Source organism: Photobacterium ganghwense, from assembly GCF_017329545.1.
GTDB lineage: Bacteria > Pseudomonadota > Gammaproteobacteria > Enterobacterales > Vibrionaceae > Photobacterium > Photobacterium ganghwense.
In genome coordinates this window covers 799,704-821,157 of sequence record NZ_CP071325.1, presented here as the reverse complement: position 1 = coordinate 821,157, position 21,454 = coordinate 799,704, and the positions used below count along the sequence as shown (strand labels likewise).

Genomic DNA, 21,454 nt, shown 5'->3' with positions numbered 1-21,454 from the left:
CCTCCGGTTGGGCGCCTGCGCGCCCTAACGGATGAACTTGTTATACACAAACAACACTATCAGGGCCCCGAATGTCGCGGTGATCAGACTCCCGATATTGACCCCGGTTGCTGGCCCTAAACCGATGAATGATCCAACCCAGCCACCGACGAAGGCACCAACGACCCCAAGCAGAATGGTCGCAATCCAGCCGCCGCCATCGTCACCGGGCATCAGCCATTTCGCCAGCGCACCAGCAATCAGGCCGAGAATAATCCAAGAAATGATACCCATAGCCTCTCCTCATTGGGTGATGTAGTGTCTCAAAGAGCATAGTCAAAGCCTGCAACTGTCACCACATACCAGCGGAAAATTGCCTCTCCCCCGTGGTACATGAAATACAATCTATTGCATAATGTACAGCGAAAGGTGATGGCAGGTTGCCAACGCAGTCATGGATTTTCAAGCCACAGGGACATTTTCAGCCCGCTCGGTAACAGAACGATGACAGGAACGGGACAAATCAGAGAGAATACATGGAACGTATTAATGTTATTGGTACCAGCGGCAGCGGTAAATCGACGCTCAGCAAACAACTGGCGGCCCAGCTGGGATACCCTTATCACGAAATAGATGCCCTGTTCTGGAAACCCAACTGGACACAGACACCAGACAGCGAGTTACTGGACAAGATTGCGGACATCACCCACCAGCCATACTGGGTACTGGACGGTAACTACAGCCGGACAGAACCCGTAAAATGGCAACATGTCGATACCATTATCTGGGTTGATTATTCCTTCCCGAGAACCTTTTATCAGGCACTGAAGCGCGCCCTGAGCCGTTGGCTGCCCGGTAAGGAGCTCTGGCCGGGAACGGGAAATAAAGAAACGCTGGGTAATCTGTTGCTCAGCAAAGATTCCATCCTGCTCTGGACCCTCCGGAACTATGCGAAAAATCGTCGCCGTTACAGTGCCCTGATGCAATCGCCGGACTATCCCCATATCCGCTTTGTCCGCCTGCGCAGCCCGGCAGAAACACAAGCCTTCCTGAACGCCGTGCAACCTGACCAGCACGCTGACAGCAAGGATGCATCATGTTCACTATAGAGACTCGCCGACTGCGTCTGAGAGACATGCAGCCCGAAGACACCGAGGCATTTGTCGCCCTGACCCGCGATGAAAAATACCGCCGCTTTTACCACGATGATGACTGTACCCCGGCCCATTACCGTCAGCTGGCAGCCCTGTTTATGGCTCAGGCACAGGAATGCCCCAGAACCCATTACCAGCTCGCCGTCGAGCTCAAAGCTACAGGCCAGTTTATAGGTATTGCCTGCCTGAGAACCGAGGCTGACCGACAGGCAGCCATCGGCTGCGGACTGAATCGTCACTATCATGGCAAGCAGCTGATGGAAGAAGCTGCCGATGCTCTGATGACCTTCGGCTTTACGCAGTGCGGCCTTCACCGTGTGTATGCGGAAACGCTGAGTGCTAATGTCCCAGCCCTCCGGCTGTGTCGGCTACTGGGTATGCGTCAGGAGGCGCGGTTTAAACAGCACCGTTTTTTCAAAGATCAGTGGTGGGATACCATCGTCATGGCCATTCTTCGCAACGAATGGGAACAACGCTCGCCGCGTTGCTGACCTCAGGTAGCTGACCCTAAGTGCCAGTCACTCTTACCGCCGCAAAAACACGCTGGCGGCCATAAGCCGCTGGCACAGCACCAAAGGTTCCTGTTACCCTACCTGACAACCCCCTGCGTTGCTCGCGTGCTGTGCGCACGACCAGCGTAACCCTGCTGATATAGCAAAAATTATCAATCAAAGGCAGACTCATTAATGAAAGTCATTTCCTTCAATATCAATGGCCTTCGCGCCCGCCTTCACCAGCTTCAGGCCGTGATCGACAAGCACCAGCCGGACATTATCGGCCTGCAGGAAATTAAAGTGCACGATGAAGCGTTCCCGCTCGAAGACATTGAAGCGATGGGCTACCAGGTTTATTTCCACGGCCAGAAAGCCCACTACGGCGTGGCCATGCTGTGTAAACAGACTCCGCTGGAAGTGAAAAAAGGCTTCCCAACGGACGATGATGAAGCCCAGCGTCGAATGATCATGGCCACTTTTGCCCGTGAAGACGGCAGCAAAGTGACTGTCCTGAACGGCTACTTCCCTCAGGGCGATAACATCAGCCATGAAACCAAATTCCCGGCCAAAGAGAAGTTCTACGCCGATCTGATGACTTACCTGAACACGCATCACAGCAACGATGAAGAGCTGATTGTGATGGGTGACATCAACATCAGCCCGATTGATCTCGATATTGGCATCGGCCCGGCCAACGCCAAACGCTGGCTGAAAACCGGTAAATGTTCATTCCAGCCAATCGAGCGTGAATGGCTGAGCACCCTGATGAATTGGGGACTGGTCGATACATTCCGTCAGCAGTACCCGGACGTGGACGACAAGTTCTCGTGGTTCGATTACCGCTCTCGTGGTTTTGATGACAACCGCGGCCTGCGTATCGACGTGATTCTGGCCACACCTGCACTGGCGCAACGCTGTATTGACAGCGGTATCGACTATGAGCTGCGCGGCATTGACAAGCCATCCGATCACGCGCCAATCTGGACGACGTTTAACTAATCTTCCGGCATACCGCAAGGAGCAACCATGAAACTGTTTGTGTTCGACCACTGCCCGTTCTGTATCAAAGCCATGATGGTCGCAGGGCTGAAAAAGCTCAGCATCGAGCGGGTTTACCTGCAAAACCACGATGTCGACGCCCGAATAGAAAAAGTGGGGGCAAACCTGGTCCCTATCCTGCAAAAAGAAGACGGCAGTTACATGGCAGAAAGCCTGGACATCGCCGCTTATCTGGATAATTGGGACGGCAATCCACAACTGGCTACCGGTAGTCAGGATCACAATATCGCTGCGTGGGCGGAAGCCTCCCGGCCTTATACCAGCCGCCTGCTCTACCCGCGCTGGATGATGATTGACCTGCCGGAATTCCAATGTCAGGAAGCCAAAGCCTGGTTTACGAAAAATAAATCCGCAATGCTGGAGCAGGACTTCGACACCGCGTTTGCCCAGACAGAAGAAAACCTGGCGAAGGTCAATGCTTCATTCGGCCTGCTGGACTGGCTGGTACTGCCGTCTGAACGCCACAATCTGCTGAGCTACGATGACGTCAACCTGTTCCCGTCACTGCGTAACCTGACTGTAGTGAAAGGGATTCAGTTCCCGCCTCGTGTACGTCAGTACATTGAGGAAGTGGCGGCACTGACCGGCATTGCACTGTACGACGATGTGGCGGTTTAACGGCTTCCGCTGAGATTGAGATTGAGATTGAGATTGAGATTGAGAGAATAGCGAAATACGGTGAGGTAAGGCTAAGTAAATTGAAGTGAAGTGAAAAGCCGTGAAATGTAGTGAGATTCAGTGAGGGGAACAACGCCATTCGTCATGTTGGAAACCGAACGGAAACACTATTCACGCGGTCAGAACCAAACGCCTGACCTTCCAGCTTGAACCATCCGATCCAAAAAAGCGCCGGGATGAATTCATCCCGGCGCTTTTTGATTAGCTGTGATGTGGGTGACTGACTCCCAGTTAAGGTACCGCCTTCGTGTGACAGACGAACCTCATATCCCACAAAACTCAACCACGATAACGATCACCTTACGATAAAGTTCACATCACGACAGGGCGCGCATGTGACGCATCCAACGTCCTTCCATTTTACGGAAACACCACAGAATCGTGAACGTCAGAACCATATAGCACATTCCGGCAAACAGGTACGATTCAAACGGCGCATAGTAACGGGAGTTAACAATACGCGCGGCACCGGTCAAATCCACGATGGTCACAATCCCGGCGACGGCCGAGCCGTGCAGCATGAAGATCACTTCGTTACTGTAAGCCGGCAATGCACGGCGCAGTGAGCTCGGCAGGATAATGCGGCTGAACGCCTGCCACTGACTCATACCGTAGGCCTTGGCCGCTTCAATTTCCCCTTTCGGCATGCTGTTGATTGAGCCACGTACGATTTCCGCCGTATATGCTGCCGTGTTCAGCACGAACGCCACCAGCGCACAGAACCAAGCTTCCTGCCATAACGTCCCCTGCACATCCATCAGCTGGCTCAGCCCGTAGTAGATCAGGTAGAGCTGGATCAGCAACGGCGTGCCGCGGAAGAAATAAATAAATGCCCAGGCCGGCCCGTAAATCAACGGTTGACGACTGTTACGCGCTACCCCGACAGGCACCGCAATCATTAAGCCAATGATCAATGCGACCACAACCATCCAAAAGGTGGTATAAAAACCCTGCCAATAAATTGGCCACGAGTCAGACAGAATACTGAAGTCCATACTTACCTCGTGTGAATGCTGAATTTACGCTCTGCCCACTTCAGGCCAGTGGTCGACAGCGAGGTGAAAACAAGAAAAATAATGGCAACGCTCATGTAGAAGGTAAACGGCATCTGGGTTGTCCCCGCCGCCAGTGCTCCTTTGCGCACCATGTCGTCAAGCCCGATAACAGACACCAGTGCCGTGGTTTTCAGCAGCACCAGCCAGTTGTTACCAAATCCCGGCAGGGCGTGACGAATCATCTGAGGCAACAGAATGCGTCGGAATGACAGCACACTGCCCATCCCATAGGCTTTGGCCGCTTCCAGTTCGCCCTTGTCGACCGCCAGGATAGCGCCACGGAACGTTTCGGCCATATACGCACCGAAAATGAAGCCAATGGTCATAATACCGGCTACAAAAGGACTGATCTCAATATAGTCAGGCAGATAAGTGGCCCACTCATGATTAGGATCGCTGGAAGAAAAAAAGTTGTTGATAGATTCATTGAGCTGATAAAGGCTGTCGTTGAGCAGCATTTGCCCGCCGAAGAAAATCAGCATCATTAACACCAGATCCGGGATACCACGAATCACCGTGGTGTAAGTTGTGGCAACAGCACGCGCCCAACGGTACGGAGACAGTTTCGCCAGAGCGCCGACCATCCCCAGAATCATGGCCAAAATGAGAGATAGCAAGGCCACTTGCAGGGTGATCAGAGCCCCTTCCATCAGTGACCATTCGTAACCTTTTAAATCAATCAAAAGGAAGCTCCTTATTACGACTCAGGAGGAGAATCAGCCCCGGAAGACAAAAACTTCCGGGACTGTTGCTCTGTGATTAAGCGTTATTGCCCGTATACGTCATAAGCGAAGTATTTAGACGCGATTTCCTGGTAGATCCCTTTCTCACGCAGAGATTTGATCGCTTCATCCAGTTTCTTGGTCAGATCTTTATCCTGTTTGCGTACCGCAATCCCGAAGCCTTCGCCGAACCACTGCGGATCAGTCAGAGACGGACCGATAAACTCGAAGTCGTCACCGCCCGCTTTTTTCAGCAGACCGTCTTCAAGTGCAGACGCATCACCCAAAATTGTCGCAATACGACCAGCTTTCAGATCCAGGTAGGCATCATCAAACGAGCCGTAACGGACAATCTCAACGGCATCACCGTAGTTATCCGTCAGGTATTTGTCGTGCGTAGTCGCACGCTGTACGCCGACTTTCACCCCTTTCAGACCTTCTTTGGTGAACACAATGTCCGTGCCTTTCTTCGCCACGAACTTATTTGGGATCAGGGCGTACTTACCGGTAAAGTCGACTTTCTTCTTACGCTCATCGGTAATCGACATCGCCGCGATGATGGCATCATATTTACGCGCCAGCAGTGACGGAATAATGCCGTCCCAGTCCTGGGCCACGATCTTACATTTCGCCTGCATTTCCTGACACAGCGCATTCGCCATGTCGACATCAAAGCCTTTCAGTTCACCGCTTGGTTCCGTCCAGCTGAACGGAGGGTAAGCCCCTTCAATACCAAAACGCACGGTGTTCCATTCTTTTGCCTGGGCAGAGGTAACGCCTAGTGCTGAAACGACAGCAGCGGCCAAAATCCATTTTTTCATCTTCTACTCCTGTTATGTTTGCTTTGTCTGTTGTTATTGTCCTGATTACCTGACAAGTCTTTGCCCGTCCGGTTTTGTCCCATCAATATATAGAAGAAATAAACTGTTGCAGACGTTCTGAATCCGGGTTAGTGAATAATTTTGCAGGTTCTCCCTGCTCTTCCACTTTACCCTGATGTAAAAACATGACCTGATTTGAGACATCACGAGCGAAAGCCATCTCGTGGGTCACCACCAGCATAGTACGGCCTTCCTGCGCCAGATCCTGCATAACACCCAGTACCTCGCCCACCAATTCCGGGTCTAACGCCGAGGTAGGTTCATCAAACAGCATCACTTCCGGGTCAACGGCCAGTGCACGCGCAATCGCCGCACGCTGCTGCTGGCCACCCGACAGGTGACCGGGGTAATAATGACGACGCTCATACAGACCGACTTTTTTCAGCAGGGCTTCTGCCCGCTCAATGGCTTCAGCTTTAGGCACGCCCAGAACGTGAACCGGTGCTTCAATAACATTGCCCAGTACCGTCATATGCGACCAGAGGTTGAATCCCTGAAACACCATTGCCAGGCGGGAGCGAATGCGCTGCACCTGCTTTTCATCAACCGGCAGGTACTCGCCCTGACGATTGTTTTTCATTTTGATCAGTTCGCCGTTTACCCAAATCTCCCCCTGGGTCGGGGTTTCAAGCAAATTAATACAGCGAAGAAAAGTACTCTTGCCTGAGCCGGAAGAGCCAATAATAGAAATCACATCACCACGGTGGGCAGTTAGTGAAATCCCTTTCAGGACTTCATTCTGACCGAAAGATTTGTGTAAATCCTTTACATCAAGCGCCACTTCACCTGCCATGTGCGCTAACTCCTGTATTCCGTGAACAACTTACATCCAAAAAAATCCGACCTTTTGCCATCGTTCGCGGGTTTTCGCCTCTGGTGAAAACCTACACTTTTACGGTAGACAGATTGCCTGCTTTTCGAACACTTTCTCGAAGGTATCACTACCCATTCAATTTGGCAACATTTCATTAACTTACCGAATGATAGAATAAAAAATTACATTTTACGCATAAAACAGTCAAGAACCCCGACTCGAGAGTATTTGATCCATCCCGCAACATGGCGTAGCTTATCTTTATAAAATACCGCCATAACCAGCATCATCCGGTAAACCCATGTTCAGCAGTTTTTTTTCGCACCAGCCCACGCTTCAGATATCAGCCTTACTTATTGTTTTAAATCTATTTTCAACCAACCTTCTCGCCACAGAACCAGCCTTCAAAAACCCGAGCATTCTGACGCTTGTACCGGAATACAAAGACAGTATCACTGCTAATTTCAATCCCTTTTTAAAGTCCAGCATGCCTACAACGCATGAATTTATTTTTGAGCCACTGGTGATATTTAATACGCTTCAGAACAACAAACCTGAATACCGTTTAGCCACCCACTATGCGCTCGATCCGGATTTAAAAGGGATACACTTCACCTTGCGCCGGGGGGTAAAGTGGTCTGACGGAAAACCTTTTACCGCTGATGATGTGCTGTTTTCCTTTGCCATTGCGCAAAAATATCCAGAACTGGATTCCCATGGCATTAACCAGTGGGTGCAAAAAATCGAGAAGCGGTCACAGTATGAGGTCTATTTCCGGCTGAAGAAGCCTAATGCTTTGGTCGCATACACGCTGGTCTTGCTGCCGATAGTGCCTGAGCACCAATGGCGCACGGTGACCGATTATGTACACTTCACCAATCCAGTCCCTGTCGGTACAGGGCCTTTTACAGAAATCCACGCGCTGAGTGACTCCGGCTACCTCCAGTGCGCCAATCCCGTATACTGGCAGGCCAGCGAGCGACATATTGACTGCCTGCGCTATCCCAAGGTCACCAATAATGATGACTTCATCACGCGTATTGCCTCCGGCGAATTTGACTGGACCGGCAGTTTCATCCCGGACATCGAACGGCATTACGCCTCGCTTTCTCCTGATTTCCAATACTGGCTGCCACCGGCCAGCAATATCAGCCTGATGTTCAATTTCAGGGCACAGGATCCGGAAGTCCGCGCGGTTTTCAACCAGCTGGCGTTCCGGCGGGCCGTTTCGATGGCCATTCAGCGCCAGTTGATGATCGACATTGCCACTTTCGGACAAGGTGAGCCATCCCGTTTTGCATCCGGGATGAGTGAGCGTTTTCAAAGCTGGGCCAATCCGCTTGAAGCGGAGCGCTACCGGCCCTACATGACCTACAACCCACAATTGGCTGGTGATTTGCTGGCGCAGATTCAGGTGACGGACCAGAACAATGATGGCTGGCGTGACCTGCCGTCCGGGAAACCACTGGAACTCACGATTATGACGCCTCGTGGCTGGACCGATTTCAATACCACGGCACTGCTTGCCAGTGAAATGCTGCGGGAAATCGGTCTGAAGGTGAGCACTATTGAGACGAACTTCAATGAGTTTGCTGAGCGATTCAGCCATGCCGACTACCAGCTGGCACTGACCAATTACCCGCAGGGACCGACCCCGTTTAAGTACTTCGATATGGCCTTCAACAGCGCCTATCAGGCGCCGCAGTATCCCCGCTATGCCAAACATTATTACCGGGATCCGGCGATCGATACCTTGCTGGCCCGCTTCCCGGTCGCGCCGACCGCGAAGCAGCGTCTGGCAATCATCCATGAGCTGAGCCATATCACCGCCAGCCGACAGATCACAGTGCCGCTCTACAACACCGTGCAGTTTTACCAGTACAACACCCGTCGGTTCACGGGCTGGTTCAACAAAGATAACCCGGTCGCCAGTCCGCTGGTCTGGCCGCAGGCACCAGAGCGGTTGCTGCATGTGCTGGCCCTTCGCCCAACAGCCACCGATACCGAAACCCGGCAGGCCGGTGATGAGCATCCGGTGAAACACTAAGACGAAGAAAGAGGCAAGCCCGGGCTGAATCTATTCAGTCCGGGCTTGTTGTGGATAGGGTGATTGATTAAAGACTATGACTTAAAGCATTATTGTTAAAGAGTTAGTATTTAGCACATTGCCACTTAACACATTGCTACTTAAAGACTATTTGAACAGGCTGATGCGTTATCCACCAAATACCTCCTCCGTGGGCTTACGCAGCCAGCGCCGCCCCGACAAACAGCAGAATCACGGTAACCACCAGCACCATAATAACAAACGGCATCACCCACTTGAGGAAACGTTCATACGGAATTTTGGCCAGCGCCAGCCCCGCTACCAGATGCCCGGCTGTCGGCGCAAAAATATTGATCCAACCGCTGGCTGACTGATACGCGGTGATGATCAGATCCCGCCCGATGCCGGAAAAGTCGGCCAGCGGAGCCATCAACGGCATAGAAACGGTCGCCAGACCGGAAGTCGACGGTATGAAGAAGCTCAGCACGATATGGACGAAGTAGGTCACCACAACAAATACGCCTGAGGAAAGGCCGGTAACCACACCTTCCGCCCAGTTCAGGATGGTATCGATGATCACACCGTTATCCATGACCACATAAATCCCCCGCGCCACCGCAACTACCAACGCAACCCCGATCAGATCCTTGGCTCCCTCCAGGAAGGTTTTGATAAACACTCCTTCCCCCATGCGGTTGATCACCGCAATCACAATCGCAGCGGTCAGAAACAGCGTAGACAGCTCATCAAACCACCACCACAGGGTCGGAATCGCGGTAATGCCCATGTCTTCCCACGGGATCACACCGTAGATCATCACCAGAAACGCACCAAAGAAGATCGCCATGGTCCACTTCTGACGGGTCGTAAATTCACCGCCATCTTCACTGATGTGGGAGAATTCATCATCAAACTGGATATCGGCCAGCACCGAACAGGCGTGATCGGCTTTAACCCTGGCGGCGTAGCGCATGACAAACCAGGATGCCAACACCACCAGAATCACCAGCTGAATCAGGCGCAGGCCAATCCCGTCACCAATCGGCAGTCCGGCAAACCCTGACGCAATCCCGGTTGCAAACGGGTTGACGGTTGAGGCCAGCACCCCGACGCCAGATCCCAGCAGAATGATGCCCGCCGCAACCATCCGGTCATACCCGGCCGCAGCCATGACCGGCAGGATCACCGCCCAGAAGGCGACCGTTTCTTCAGCCATCCCGTAGGTGGAACCGCCCAGAGCAAACAGCGAGATCAGTACCGGGATCATCAGTTGCTCACGCCCATGGAACCGGCGGACTATCGAGGCCACCCCGGCATCCATCGCCCCGGTACGCATGGTCACGGCGAGAAAACCACCTATCACCAGCACGAACAGCGCCACATCTACAGCTTTGTGAAAGCCTTTAATCGGGGCCATCAGCACATCGACAATCCCCTGCGGGGACGATTCCAACTCCTGATAAGTACCCGGTATCGGCAGCAGACGTTCGCCGCCGCTGTAGTTGAGTACCTCCGCCGCCGGAATGACCTGATCGGTGCCATTGACCAGATAGTCATATTTCCCGGCAGGCATGATCCAGGTCAGCGCAGCCACCAGCGCGATAATAATGAACAGGATGGTATATACAGTCGGCATGGAAAACTTACGTTTCATATTGCCAGCCTCAGTCGTTGTTGTTGTCATAACGCCACTCCCTGCAAACGATAGATTGCCTCGGCATACACCTTCATGGCCTGCATCATGTCATCAATGATCAGGTACTCATCAGGCATGTGCTCTACCTTGTCACGCCCCGGGAAAATCGCCCCGTACGCGACACAATTCGGAATCGCCCGGGCATACGTCGCACCGCCGGACGTCATCGGCAAGCTGTCCATATCACCGCTCACGGCCTGATACGCATCCATCAGGGCAGTGATTACCGGGCTGTCAGCAGGCATATACAGAGAGGGCAGCACATCAAACTCTTCGTATCGCAGGCCATACTGTTCGGCAACGGCCTGTATATCCGTATCATAGTCGGCTTTGCTGAAAGTGACGGGAACCCGGATATCCAATCCGATACGGCTGTGCTCTGGTGTAATTGTCAGCTTGGCCACATTACAGGTCAGCCGACCGCTGACATCCTCCACCGGGCCAAAAATTTCCCGGGCATTAGCATCCTCACCAATCTGTTCGGCAATCAACTTCACAGCCGGATGGGTTTCACCCAACTGGCGCAATGCCAGGCACAGGCGGGCAATGGCATTGACTCCCTTAGTATCGGCCGAGGCCGAATGCGCCGCCTTGCCGAACACCACCACCTCGGCATCTTCTGCGGTAAAGTCATACCCCAGTTCATCGAGCTTGGCGGCCAACTCTTCCCACAGCGGACCTTCATAGCGTGCCAGCTCCGGCACCGCATTCAGCGCCCCGTCACAGGCCAGTTCAATCAGCGGATCACCCGGCCCATGTAACCAAGCCTGAATCAGCATTTTTTCCGCGTGAATCAGCGGAAAGGCAGAGTCCGGGGTGAACCCGCACTGCGGCACTTCTTCCTTGGCCAGATAACGATCAATGCAGCGCCACAGGGTTTCTTCGTCCGTTCCGAAAATAAAACGTACCCGTTTTTCGAGCTGTACCCCGCTGTCCAGCAAGGCTTTGACCGCAAACAGTGCGGCCAGCGTCGGCCCTTTGTCGTCCTGCGTGCCGCGACCGTATAGACGGCCGTCGCGCACTTCCGGGCTGAACGGGTCTGATTGCCAGGCCGAACGCTCACCGGTTGGTACAACATCAAGGTGCCCCAGAACCCCAATCATCTGCTCACCACTGCCAATTTCGGCATAGCCGTAATAACCAGCCGGATCCTTGAAGGTGAGGAACCCCATTTCCCGGCACAGTGCCAGAGTGGCATCCAGACAATCATCAATCGGTTGTCCGAAAGGTGTCCCGCTGTCATCTTCCTGCCAGACACTCGGAATGGCCACCAGGCGTTTCACCGCAGCCAGGTAATCGTCACGCATTGCATCAATGGCAGTCGCTATTTTTGTTGTCGCTATTTTGGCTTTCATCGCATCCCTCTCAGCTCCATCTGATTTAGTCTGCTTATTATTCCCAGTACCGACTAAACCAACAAAAAGGCAGCTCGATTTAGAATTATCAGTTAGTTGTATCTTTATTGACCAAGGTATTCTGCTACAGGGATAGCCAGCAATCTGTGATAGCTTTCACTGCTTATCCGGACACAGTGGGACACAGCTCAAAGACTGAACAACTTCTGCCACACCGAGGCCGGGATCATTGATAGTGATCACATTTAGTTTTCCGCGCTGAAATTGGTTATACTTCGCGCCACTCAACATCCTCGACGAGATCGATAATGAAAACATTTATTCCGGGTAAAGACGCCGCGCTTGAAGAATCTATCGAGCGTTTTCAGAACAAACTCAAAGACCTAGGCTTCAATATTGAAGAAGCTTCTTGGCTGAATCCGGTACCAAACGTGTGGTCTGTTCACATCCGCGATGTGGATGCCCCAATGAACTTCACCAACGGTAAAGGTGCCACCAAGAAGGCTGCACTGGCTTCAGCACTGGGCGAGTACTTTGAACGTCTGTCAACGAACTACTTTTACGCTGACTACTACCTGGATGAAGCGATCGCCAACAGCGAGTTTGTTCATTATCCGAATGAGAAGTGGTTCCCGGTTGATCTGGAAGAAAACCTGCCGCCGGAAGGCATTCTGGACGAGCGTCTGACCCAGTTCTACGATCCGACGCTGGAGCTGCTGGGTACCGATCTGATCGATCTGCAGTCGAGCAACATGAAACGCGGCATTTGCTGCCTGCCGTTTGAGCGCCAGAGTGACAAAGAAACGGTGTACATCCCGATGAACATCATCGGTAACCTGTACGTCTCGAACGGGATGTCTGCCGGTAACACCAGAACCGAAGCCCGCACTCAGGGTCTGTCTGAAGTGTTCGAGCGTGCGATCAAAAACCGTATCATCGCTGAGCGCATCAGCCTGCCGGAAATCCCGTCACACGTGGTAGAGCGTTTCCCGGGTATCAAGGCATCTATCGACACCCTTGAAGCCGAAGGTTTCCCTATCTACTGCTACGACGCCTCTCTGGGCGGTAAGTACCCAGTGATTTGCGTGGTACTGCTGAACCCGACCAACAGCACCTGTTTTGCCTCTTTCGGTGCTCACCCGCGCTTTGAAGTTGCTTTCGAGCGTACTGTGACCGAGCTGCTGCAGGGTCGTGGGCTGAAAGATCTGGACGTGTTCCCTGAGCCGTCATTCGACAACGAGGAAGTGAGCGATCACCACAACCTGGAAACCCACTTCATTGATTCTTCAGGCCTGATCTCCTGGGATCTGTTCAAAGCGGATGCCGATTACGAGTTCGTAGACTGGAACTTCAGCGGCACCTCAGAAGAAGAGTTCAACCACCTGCTGGCGCTGCTGCACGAAGAAGGCACTGATGCCTACATCGCCGACTATGATCATCTGGGCGTTGACTGCTGTCGCATCATCGTACCGGGCTGGTCTGAGATCTATCCGGTTGAAGAGCTGATCGAAGCCAACAACAACGTAGCAATGGAGCTGCGCGAAACCCTGCTGGCCCTGCCAAAAGTAGAATGGGAAGCCGAACAGTACGCCGAAATGTTCCACATTCTGGAAGAAGAAGGTTTCGATGACTTTAACCGTCTGTATGAGATTGTTGGCTTGGTCCCACAAGCTGGCAATGCATGGCAGACCCTGCGAATCGGTGAGCTGAAGTGTCTGCTGGCACTGGCTGGCGGCGATCTGGAGCTGGCGCTGGAGCATGCGAACTGGTGTGTGGACTACAACGTGTCTACCTACAGCGCAGAACGCGCCCGCTTCTTCCGCTGCCTGGTTGCCAGCCTGAAACTGGCCCTGGACGAAGAACGCGATCCGGCCCAGTTCAAGCCGGCCTTCGAACGTATGTTTGGTGAAGAAACCGTTGCTGCAGCATGGGGCTCCATTGAGGGTACCGTTCGTTTCCACGGCCTGACTGCCGGCGATCTGAGCATGACGCAGTTCCCGGCTCACCAGAAGCTTCTGGCGTCTTACCACAAGCTGCAGGCTGCCAAAAAAGCACACGCACAAAAATAAGCCGCTATTTTCGCCGCTGAATTAACGACAATGCCAGCCTTCAGGCTGGCATTTTTGTACTTTTTTTTCAGCCTGATTTTTGCTCACCGCTCAACTAAAGTTGAATTTTATGAACAGACTTCCCCCTTGCCCGTTCGGTCACCCACGTTCACATTTGTAGCACAAATATGTCGTATTTCACTCAAAATTAACCACTGAAATCAAGTGGTTATTGTTGCTTTTTAGTTTTGCGAGCTAATTCACACGGCCAATTTTTTTATAAACATTCTTTCATATCCGGCAATATTTCGACTCACCACTCAATTTTTTTTGGTTATTTTCTTTCAATTTTTGAGTGAGCCTGATCAAGATCAATTTTACCGAACGACGCAAGCGGTACACTGCCTCCAAAATTGGTGAAAGTTAATTACACTTAATGGCAGCTTGCGTGGGACAATCCCGATGCAGTCATGCAAACACAATTCACCAGCATTATAAGAATTATTTTTTAATGTAGAACGAGGCACTTATGTCATCACAAGAAAGAAGTTACCAGGAGCTCCACCGCCCTGCTTCTGACTTCGCTAGTCGCTCCGACTATCTTGATCATGAGCTGAAAATCATGAAACCTCGCCGTTGGGGATTAAACCTGCCGGGTCGTGATTTTCGCTTTGAGCTGGAAGATTTGGTTCCGGCCCTGGCGGGCACTATTGCGATTATCGCGATGTACTCGTCTGTCGCCATGTCTTGGGCTGATGGCCTGAGCGCGGCCTGGGAACATGTTGAACTCGGTAAGACGTTCGCCATTGAAGTTGCCCGGGTCGAAATGTTAATCCCCGCCCTGCTGTTCTGTATTCTTGCTTCCGGATTCTTCAACCCTCGCGCTAACCTGGCCGGTAACCACGGTCCAATGATTCCACTGATCGGTACAATTGCTCTGGCGGGTGCCCACCCTCTGGCGCTGGCCATTCTGATCGGTGTATTTGGTTTGCTGCTGAGCTATTTTAAAGGGGGCTCCAAACTGGTTAACCTAACCAGTGAAGGGGTGGCCGGCGGCTTATTGATATTCCTTGGTTTTACCGGTGCCATGAGCCAAATCAGCGACATTCAGTCATGGGCCGTGGGGCTGGAAAGTGCCGATGTCGCAAAAGGCAGCCTGGGCTACATTGGCCTGGTGGTGCTGGCGGTCAACGTTATTCTGTACGCCTACCTGGCGAAAGTGAACAAACGCTGGCTGGCGATTCCGGCATGTGCGGTAACCGGTCTGTTTGTCTCACTGGCTCTGGGCGCGGGCTTCGACCTGGTGTTTGAAACAGAAACCGGCCTGCCTAACCTGAACCCGGTTTACTGGTGGGGCAGCACTGAACATGGCTGGATGCTGGGTCTGCCGAATCTGCAGCACTTCATCGCCTCTCTGCCATTCGCGATTCTGGCGGTTGCTATGTGGTCTCCGGACTTCCTGGGTCACCGTATCTTCCAGGAACTGAACTACCCGAAAGGCACTGACCGCGTACTGATGGACGTGGACGACACCATGACAACCTGTTCACTGCGTCAGATGGTCGGTACTGCTGTAGGTGGCTGTAACATTACGTCTTCCTGGGGTACTTACATTATTCCGGCAGGTATCGCGAAGCGTCCAATCCCGGCGGGTGCTATCCTGCTAGGCAGCTTCTGTATCATCGTAGCGATTCTGGGCTTCCCGATGGACGTTGCCGTGTGGCCACCAGTAATGCGTATCGCGCTGCTGGTAGGGGTATTCCTGCCACTGCTGGAAGCAGGTGTGCAGATGGTGAAAGACACGAAAGATTCACAAGCAGCTGGTATCTGTGTCTTTGCAGCGATGGTGACTAACCCGGTTCTGGCCTGGGCCCTGACCATGCTACTAGATAACAACGGTTTGATTGGGAACAAAGAACGTGCCACAAAACTGTCTATGATCGATAAAGTCGTCATTCCGGCAGGCGCACTGATTATCTGTCTGGTTGCCATGCTGGCAGTCGGCATGCTTGAAGGCCAATACGGTATTCCGGCGTTACTATAATTGAGACAGGGGCAGTGCCTGCACTGCCCCTCTCAGAACCCACTCACATTAACGGGAAGTAAGAGCACCAATACGAATAACCGACACAACCGTTTCAGCACGATGCATTGGTTATCCGTATTATTGTTCAAAGTGTACTGTTGCCCCATACGGGCAGGCGGGCTCAACAGCCGACTCAGTACGTGTTTTTTCTACTAAAAAGGTAGGTATGTCATGGCAGAGCAATTTGCTAAAGCTTGGGAAGGTTTCACTGCGGGTGATTGGCAGAACGAAGTAAACGTACGTGACTTCATTCAGAAGAACTACACGCCATATGAAGGCGATGAGTCTTTCCTGGTTTCTGAAGGTACTGAAGCGACTAAATCGCTTTGGGCTAAAGTAATGGAAGGCATCAAACAGGAAAACTCTACTCACGCACCTGTTGATTTCGATACTTCTGTTATCTCTACCATCACTGCTCACGACGCGGGTTACATCAACAAAGATCTGGAAACTATCGTTGGTCTGCAGACTGATGCGCCGCTGAAGCGTGCCATCATTCCTAACGGTGGTATCCGCATGGTTGAAGGTTCGTGCAAAGCGTATGATCGCGAACTGGATCCGATGGTGAAGAAAATCTTTACTGAATACCGCAAAACGCACAACGCCGGCGTATTCGACATCTACACACCAGAAATTCTGGCTTGTCGTAAGTCTGGTGTTCTGACTGGTTTGCCAGATGCTTACGGCCGTGGTCGTATCATCGGTGACTACCGTCGTGTTGCACTGTACGGTATCGACTTCCTGATGAAAGACAAACTGGCTCAGTTCACGTCTCTGCAGGAAAAATTCGAAAACGGCGAAGATCTGCAAATGACCATGCAACTGCGTGAAGAAATTGCAGAACAACACCGCGCGCTAGGCCAGATGAAAACCATGGCTGCGAAATACGGTTGTGATATTTCTCGCCCAGCAGAAACGGCTCAAGAAGCTATCCAGTGGACTTACTTCGGTTACTTGGCTGCGGTTAAATCTCAGAACGGTGCAGCAATGTCACTGGGTCGTACTTCTACGTTCCTAGACGTGTACATCCAACGTGATATCGAAGCCGGTAAGATCAATGAAGAACAAGCTCAGGAAATGATCGACCACTTCGTGATGAAGCTGCGTATGGTTCGCTTCCTGCGTACTCCTGAGTACGATGAACTGTTCTCTGGTGACCCAATCTGGGCAACAGAATCTATGGGCGGTATGGGTCTTGACGGCCGTACTCTGGTAACTCGTACTAACTTCCGCTTCCTGAACAGCCTGTACACTATGGGTCCATCTCCGGAGCCAAACATCACTGTACTGTGGTCTGAGCAGCTGCCTGACGGCTTCAAGCGTTTCTGTGCGAAGGTATCTATCGATACGTCTTCAATCCAGTACGAAAACGACGACCTGATGCGCCCAGACTTCGAGTCTGACGACTACGCAATCGCATGTTGTGTATCGCCAATGATTGTTGGTAAGCAAATGCAGTTCTTCGGTGCCCGTGCGAACCTGGCGAAAACCATGCTGTACAGCATCAACGGCGGTGTGGATGAGAAGCTGAAGATGCAGGTTGGTCCTCAGATGCCGAAGATCACTGATGAAGTGCTGGACTTCGACACTGTTTGGAACAGCATGGATCACTTCATGGACTGGCTGGCGAAGCAGTACGTGACTGCCCTGAATGCTATCCACTTCATGCACGACAAGTACAGCTACGAAGCGGCTCTGATGGCGCTGCACGATCGTGACGTGAAACGTACTATGGCATGTGGTATCGCAGGTCTGTCTGTAGCTGCTGACTCCCTGTCTGCGATCAAGTACGCGAAAGTGAAACCAGTTCGTGACGAAGACGGTATCGCTATTGACTTCGAAATCGAAGGCGACTATCCGAAATTCGGTAACAACGATGCACGCGTTGATGACATCGCTTGCGAACTTGTTGAAACCTTCATGAACAAGATCCGTAAGCTGAACACTTACCGCAATGCTGAGCCAACTCAGTCAATCCTGACTATCACTTCAAACGTGGTATACGGTAAGAAAACAGGTAACACGCCAGACGGTCGTCGTGCAGGCGCGCCATTTGCTCCAGGTGCAAACCCAATGCACGGCCGTGATGAGAAAGGTGCAGTAGCCTCTCTGACTTCAGTTGGTAAACTGCCATTCTCTGATGCGAAAGACGGTATCTCATACACCTTCTCTATCGTGCCAAACGCACTGGGTAAAGATGTTGATACTCAGAAAGCAAACCTGGCGGGTCTGATGGATGGTTACTTCCACCACGAGTCTGGTATCGAAGGCGGTCAGCACCTGAACGTTAACGTACTGAACCGTGAAACCCTGGAAGATGCCGTTAAGCACCCAGAGAAGTACCCACAGCTGACTATCCGTGTATCGGGTTACGCTGTACGCTTTAACTCTCTGACGGCTGAACAGCAACAAGACGTTATCGCACGTACATTCACTCAGTCTCTGTAAGACTGGTCGGAGCCTGCATTCAGGCTCCGGTGAAAACGAAAAAGCCGGTTTATAACCGGCTTTTTTATTGTTTTTTTTGGTGAACGCTTTTTTGCTGTTGAGATCGCCGAATTACACCTTGAAGTGCTGTAACTGGTGCGCCAAATCATCCGACGTTTCCGCCAAACTCTGACTCTCTTTGGCCAGATGCTGCGCCGCTGCATTCACTTCGTTGGCCGACAGATGAATACTGCTGACATTACGGTTAATATCTTCAGACACGATTTCCTGCTGTTCTGCGGCGGCGGCAATTTGTGCCACCTGCTCATTCGACTGATACAGTTCTTCCACCATCACCTGTAACTGCCGCTGGGTTTCCAGCGCATTCTCAACACTTTGATGGCTGCTTTCATGGCTGGCTTTCATCGCCTCTGCGGTTTCAAAGGCCCCGCGGGTTAACGCATCGACCGTCACCTGAATTTCTTCCGTTGAGCGCTGGGTACGTTGTGCCAGTGTTCGCACTTCATCAGCAACGACAGCAAATCCCCGGCCCTGTTCGCCAGCACGTGCCGCTTCGATTGCGGCATTCAGTGCCAGCAAATTGGTTTGCTCAGAAATGCCGCGAATCACATCGGCCATGTCGCGTATTTGGCCGACGCCCTGCTTAAGAGCATCAACCCGCTGACTGGCCTCTGTGATCTGATCGGCGACCTGGCGGATATGGCTGGTGTTTTCTTCAAGCTGCGCGTTGCTGAGCGTCGCTTTTTCCGCAATCCTGTCAGTCATACTGGCCGTTTTTTCAGCATGGCTGGCCACTTCAGCTACGGTCGCAGTCATCTCATTCATTGCTGTTGCCAGTTGCTCCAGCTGAACATGCTGCGACTGAATACTTTGCGCACTTTGCTCAGTAGCCGAGGCAATGGTGCTCGCCATCTGAGAAGACTGCATCGCTGAGGTATTCGCGGCCTTCAGTGCCTGGCGAATCGTCCCGACCGCCGTGTCCATGCGCTGCGACAACATCCCGATTTCGTCACGGCGATCGTCGTTGAAATGCACCCGCAAATCACCCTCAGCCAGGGCATCAAATTTTTTCACCAACCCAGCGAGCGGTCTGGAGATATTGTTGCTGATGACGTACCCGAAGCTCATCAGCACCAGCGTTGCCAGCAGTGCCAGACCGCCGGATTTGACAGCCGAGGCCATGAAATCATCTTCGATATCTTTGACGTGCACACCGGTTCCGATGATCCAGTTCCAGGTCGGGTAACGCGCTACGTAAGATACTTTAGGTTCGATCTGCCCGGCTGGCGATCGCCAGCTGTATTCCAGATACCCGTCACCGCCATGCTGGCTGGCCGTGACCATCTCCTGCCAGTGATACTTTCCCGCCGCATCGGTCAGCTGACGGGCAGAGGTTCCGTTCAGCTCCGGCTTCAACGGGTGGTTTACGATTGTCAGATCAGGCTGCATGATCCAGAAATAGTTGCTGCTGTCATAGCGCACGGCATTGATCATCGCAATTGCCTGCTGCTGGGCCAGCTGTTCTCCCAGAGTTCCCTGCTGCGCGGCATAATAATTAATCATGTCAACGGCCAGTTCCACCTGGCTTTTGAGCGAGGCTTTACGTTCAAAATACGCCGCTTTTTTCTGCTCAATCATGTCATACAGACTGACACTGACTTGCAAAATAATGGCGCAGACAATTAGCGCCACCAGCTTATTTCTGACCGACAGGTTGCTAAAGTTGATCATATCTCTCCTTGTTCCCACTCCACGGTTACAACTCACTTACATTTATCATCCAGATTGCACCAGCGCGTTGCCCGGCAGCGTCTCATATCCGGCCATCAAGGGGGATGAAACCCCATGAAAGATGTTGTTATTTAAAGGATAATCTTTATGCAATCAGTTTGATGCGATTAACGCCGCAATTCGCACCTCAGATGTGAATATTTTGTTTATAAACGGGATCATCTCGAGCTTTTTGATTACATTTCGAATACGTGAACATGAGAGCTGACGCGGTTTTTCCGCAGGCCGGAAAGCCAGGCTGGGTGTAGACTTTAAGAAGGGAATGAAAATGAATTATCCTTACAGTTTTTATGCGTTTATTGCTATTTAAGCGTGTCTTTTTGTAATAAAATGACACGTAAACACATCCCTTGCGGAGAAGCTTCACTATGCCAGTTAAAGGCCGAATTCACTCTTTCGAATCCTGCGGAACCGTTGATGGACCAGGTATCCGTTTCATCGTTTTCATGCAAGGCTGCCTGATGCGATGCCAGTATTGCCATAACCGGGATACATGGGACTTACATGAAGGCAAGGAAATCACCGTTGACGAGCTGATGACAGAAGCCCGTTCTTACCGTCACTTCATGAATGCCTCAGGTGGCGGCGTGACGGCCTCCGGCGGCGAAGCTATGCTGCAACCAGAATTTATCCGCGACTTTTTCCGCGCCGCTCAGGCAGAGGGAATTCATACCTGTCTGGATACCAACGGCTATATTCGCAAGCATTCACAGGTGATCGATGATGTGCTGGATGCTACAGATCTGGTCATGCTGGATCTGAAACACCTGGACGATGACATCCACCAGAATCTGGTTGGCGTACCAAACAAACGCGTACTGGACTTTGCCCGCTACCTGCAACAACGTGGGCAAAAAACCTGGATCCGTTACGTGGTGGTACCGGGCTTTACCGACGACGAACGCTCTGCCCGCTTACTGGGTGAATTCATCCAGGATATGGACAACATTGAAAAAGTGGAACTGCTGCCGTATCACCAACTGGGTGCCCACAAGTGGGAAGCCATGGGGCTGGAATACCCGCTGGCCGGTGTGAATCCGCCATCGAAAGAGGTTATGGAAAACGTCAAAGCGGTGATCAGCAGCTACACCAACGCGAAGGTCATGTACTAAGGCTAAGCCTGACCTTGAATTGTGGTGAACCTCAG

General features: G+C 52.1%; 17 protein-coding genes. 9 read left to right on the top strand and 8 right to left on the bottom strand.

The features are described from left to right. Positions 1-24 precede the first annotated feature (24 nt). The gene (locus tag FH974_RS04100) at positions 25-273 is read right to left on the bottom strand and encodes a GlsB/YeaQ/YmgE family stress response membrane protein (RefSeq protein ID WP_047887380.1); all 249 of its coding nucleotides are present in this window, start codon (positions 271-273) and stop codon (positions 25-27) included. A gap of 242 nt (positions 274-515) precedes the next feature. Between FH974_RS04100 and FH974_RS04095 the strand changes: the two genes are divergently transcribed. The 4 genes from FH974_RS04095 (at position 516) to grxB (ending at position 3,304) form a co-directional block, all read left to right on the top strand. Then, complete coding sequence (locus FH974_RS04095) at positions 516-1,088, top strand: P-loop NTPase family protein (protein ID WP_047887381.1); 573 nt, start codon at positions 516-518, stop codon at positions 1,086-1,088. After that, positions 1,076-1,624 carry a GNAT family N-acetyltransferase gene (locus FH974_RS04090; RefSeq protein WP_047887382.1) on the top strand — a complete coding sequence of 183 codons (549 nt, stop codon included), beginning with the start codon at positions 1,076-1,078 and terminating at the stop codon, positions 1,622-1,624. The genes FH974_RS04095 and FH974_RS04090 overlap by 13 nt, the downstream gene beginning before the upstream one ends. Before the next feature lie 195 nt (positions 1,625-1,819). Next, entirely contained in the window at positions 1,820-2,626 is an 807-nt protein-coding gene (xthA, locus tag FH974_RS04085; RefSeq protein ID WP_207103498.1) for an exodeoxyribonuclease III, read from the top strand. 27 nt (positions 2,627-2,653) lie between these two features. Further along, complete coding sequence (gene grxB, locus FH974_RS04080; RefSeq protein ID WP_047887384.1) at positions 2,654-3,304, top strand: glutaredoxin 2; 651 nt, start codon at positions 2,654-2,656, stop codon at positions 3,302-3,304. A 377-nt stretch (positions 3,305-3,681) separates the two neighbouring features. Here grxB and FH974_RS04075 read toward each other — a convergent pair whose 3' ends face one another. From FH974_RS04075 to FH974_RS04060, 4 genes are all read right to left on the bottom strand, one after another. Further along, complete coding sequence (locus tag FH974_RS04075) at positions 3,682-4,359, bottom strand: ABC transporter permease (RefSeq protein WP_047887385.1); 678 nt, start codon at positions 4,357-4,359, stop codon at positions 3,682-3,684. 2 nt (positions 4,360-4,361) lie between these two features. Then, positions 4,362-5,102 carry an ABC transporter permease gene (locus FH974_RS04070; protein ID WP_047887386.1) on the bottom strand — a complete coding sequence of 247 codons (741 nt, stop codon included), beginning with the start codon at positions 5,100-5,102 and terminating at the stop codon, positions 4,362-4,364. Between the two features lie 83 nt (positions 5,103-5,185). Beyond that, entirely contained in the window at positions 5,186-5,962 is a 777-nt protein-coding gene (locus FH974_RS04065; RefSeq protein ID WP_047887387.1) for an ABC transporter substrate-binding protein, read from the bottom strand. A gap of 82 nt (positions 5,963-6,044) precedes the next feature. Beyond that, entirely contained in the window at positions 6,045-6,815 is a 771-nt protein-coding gene (locus FH974_RS04060) for an ABC transporter ATP-binding protein (protein ID WP_047887388.1), read from the bottom strand. A 508-nt stretch (positions 6,816-7,323) separates the two neighbouring features. On the opposite strand from FH974_RS04060, the gene FH974_RS04055 reads away from it, so the two are divergent. Further along, positions 7,324-8,883 (top strand): ABC transporter substrate-binding protein, encoded by a 1,560-nt coding sequence (locus FH974_RS04055; protein WP_242551850.1) that lies wholly within the window; start codon positions 7,324-7,326, stop codon positions 8,881-8,883. 196 nt (positions 8,884-9,079) lie between these two features. On the opposite strand, the gene FH974_RS04050 is transcribed toward FH974_RS04055, so the two are convergent. Both FH974_RS04050 and FH974_RS04045 read right to left on the bottom strand, forming a co-directional pair. Continuing rightward, on the bottom strand, positions 9,080-10,567 hold the full coding sequence (locus FH974_RS04050) for a YfcC family protein (protein ID WP_047887389.1): 1,488 nt from the start codon (positions 10,565-10,567) through the stop codon (positions 9,080-9,082). After that, on the bottom strand, positions 10,564-11,934 hold the full coding sequence (locus tag FH974_RS04045; RefSeq protein ID WP_207103496.1) for a M20 family metallopeptidase: 1,371 nt from the start codon (positions 11,932-11,934) through the stop codon (positions 10,564-10,566). The genes FH974_RS04050 and FH974_RS04045 overlap by 4 nt, the downstream gene beginning before the upstream one ends. 308 nt (positions 11,935-12,242) lie before the next feature. Between FH974_RS04045 and ycaO the strand changes: the two genes are divergently transcribed. The 3 genes from ycaO to pflB all read left to right on the top strand — a co-directional run bounded on the left by ycaO (position 12,243) and on the right by pflB (position 18,516). Next, the gene (gene ycaO / locus FH974_RS04040) at positions 12,243-14,003 is read left to right on the top strand and encodes a 30S ribosomal protein S12 methylthiotransferase accessory factor YcaO (RefSeq protein ID WP_047887391.1); all 1,761 of its coding nucleotides are present in this window, start codon (positions 12,243-12,245) and stop codon (positions 14,001-14,003) included. 508 nt (positions 14,004-14,511) lie between these two features. Further along, positions 14,512-16,026, top strand: coding sequence for a DUF3360 family protein (locus FH974_RS04035; protein WP_047887392.1), 1,515 nt, complete (start codon positions 14,512-14,514; stop codon positions 16,024-16,026). Positions 16,027-16,239: 213 nt separating this feature from the next. Beyond that, positions 16,240-18,516 (top strand): formate C-acetyltransferase, encoded by a 2,277-nt coding sequence (gene pflB / locus FH974_RS04030; RefSeq protein WP_047887393.1) that lies wholly within the window; start codon positions 16,240-16,242, stop codon positions 18,514-18,516. A 111-nt stretch (positions 18,517-18,627) separates the two neighbouring features. On the opposite strand, the gene FH974_RS04025 is transcribed toward pflB, so the two are convergent. Continuing rightward, entirely contained in the window at positions 18,628-20,247 is a 1,620-nt protein-coding gene (locus FH974_RS04025; protein ID WP_047887394.1) for a methyl-accepting chemotaxis protein, read from the bottom strand. A gap of 428 nt (positions 20,248-20,675) precedes the next feature. Here FH974_RS04025 and pflA point away from each other — a divergent pair, with 428 nt between their 5' ends. Further along, entirely contained in the window at positions 20,676-21,419 is a 744-nt protein-coding gene (gene pflA, locus FH974_RS04020; protein WP_047887395.1) for a pyruvate formate lyase 1-activating protein, read from the top strand. Positions 21,420-21,454: the final 35 nt, after the last annotated feature.

Bases quoted from the DNA above. Each gene is read 5' to 3' on its own strand.
- FH974_RS04100 (WP_047887380.1), bottom strand. From the start codon at position 273: ATGGGTATCATTTCTTGGATTATTCTCGGCCTGATTGCTGGTGCGCTG.
- FH974_RS04095 (WP_047887381.1), top strand. From the start codon at position 516: ATGGAACGTATTAATGTTATTGGTACCAGCGGCAGCGGTAAATCGACG.
- FH974_RS04090 (WP_047887382.1), top strand. From the start codon at position 1,076: ATGTTCACTATAGAGACTCGCCGACTGCGTCTGAGAGACATGCAGCCC.
- xthA (WP_207103498.1), top strand. From the start codon at position 1,820: ATGAAAGTCATTTCCTTCAATATCAATGGCCTTCGCGCCCGCCTTCAC.
- grxB (WP_047887384.1), top strand. From the start codon at position 2,654: ATGAAACTGTTTGTGTTCGACCACTGCCCGTTCTGTATCAAAGCCATG.
- FH974_RS04075 (WP_047887385.1), bottom strand. From the start codon at position 4,359: ATGGACTTCAGTATTCTGTCTGACTCGTGGCCAATTTATTGGCAGGGT.
- FH974_RS04065 (WP_047887387.1), bottom strand. From the start codon at position 5,962: ATGAAAAAATGGATTTTGGCCGCTGCTGTCGTTTCAGCACTAGGCGTT.
- FH974_RS04060 (WP_047887388.1), bottom strand. From the start codon at position 6,815: ATGGCAGGTGAAGTGGCGCTTGATGTAAAGGATTTACACAAATCTTTC.
- FH974_RS04055 (WP_242551850.1), top strand. From the start codon at position 7,324: ATGCCTACAACGCATGAATTTATTTTTGAGCCACTGGTGATATTTAAT.
- FH974_RS04050 (WP_047887389.1), bottom strand. From the start codon at position 10,567: ATGACAACAACAACGACTGAGGCTGGCAATATGAAACGTAAGTTTTCC.
- FH974_RS04045 (WP_207103496.1), bottom strand. From the start codon at position 11,934: ATGAAAGCCAAAATAGCGACAACAAAAATAGCGACTGCCATTGATGCA.
- ycaO (WP_047887391.1), top strand. From the start codon at position 12,243: ATGAAAACATTTATTCCGGGTAAAGACGCCGCGCTTGAAGAATCTATC.
- FH974_RS04035 (WP_047887392.1), top strand. From the start codon at position 14,512: ATGTCATCACAAGAAAGAAGTTACCAGGAGCTCCACCGCCCTGCTTCT.
- pflB (WP_047887393.1), top strand. From the start codon at position 16,240: ATGGCAGAGCAATTTGCTAAAGCTTGGGAAGGTTTCACTGCGGGTGAT.
- FH974_RS04025 (WP_047887394.1), bottom strand. From the start codon at position 20,247: ATGATCAACTTTAGCAACCTGTCGGTCAGAAATAAGCTGGTGGCGCTA.
- pflA (WP_047887395.1), top strand. From the start codon at position 20,676: ATGCCAGTTAAAGGCCGAATTCACTCTTTCGAATCCTGCGGAACCGTT.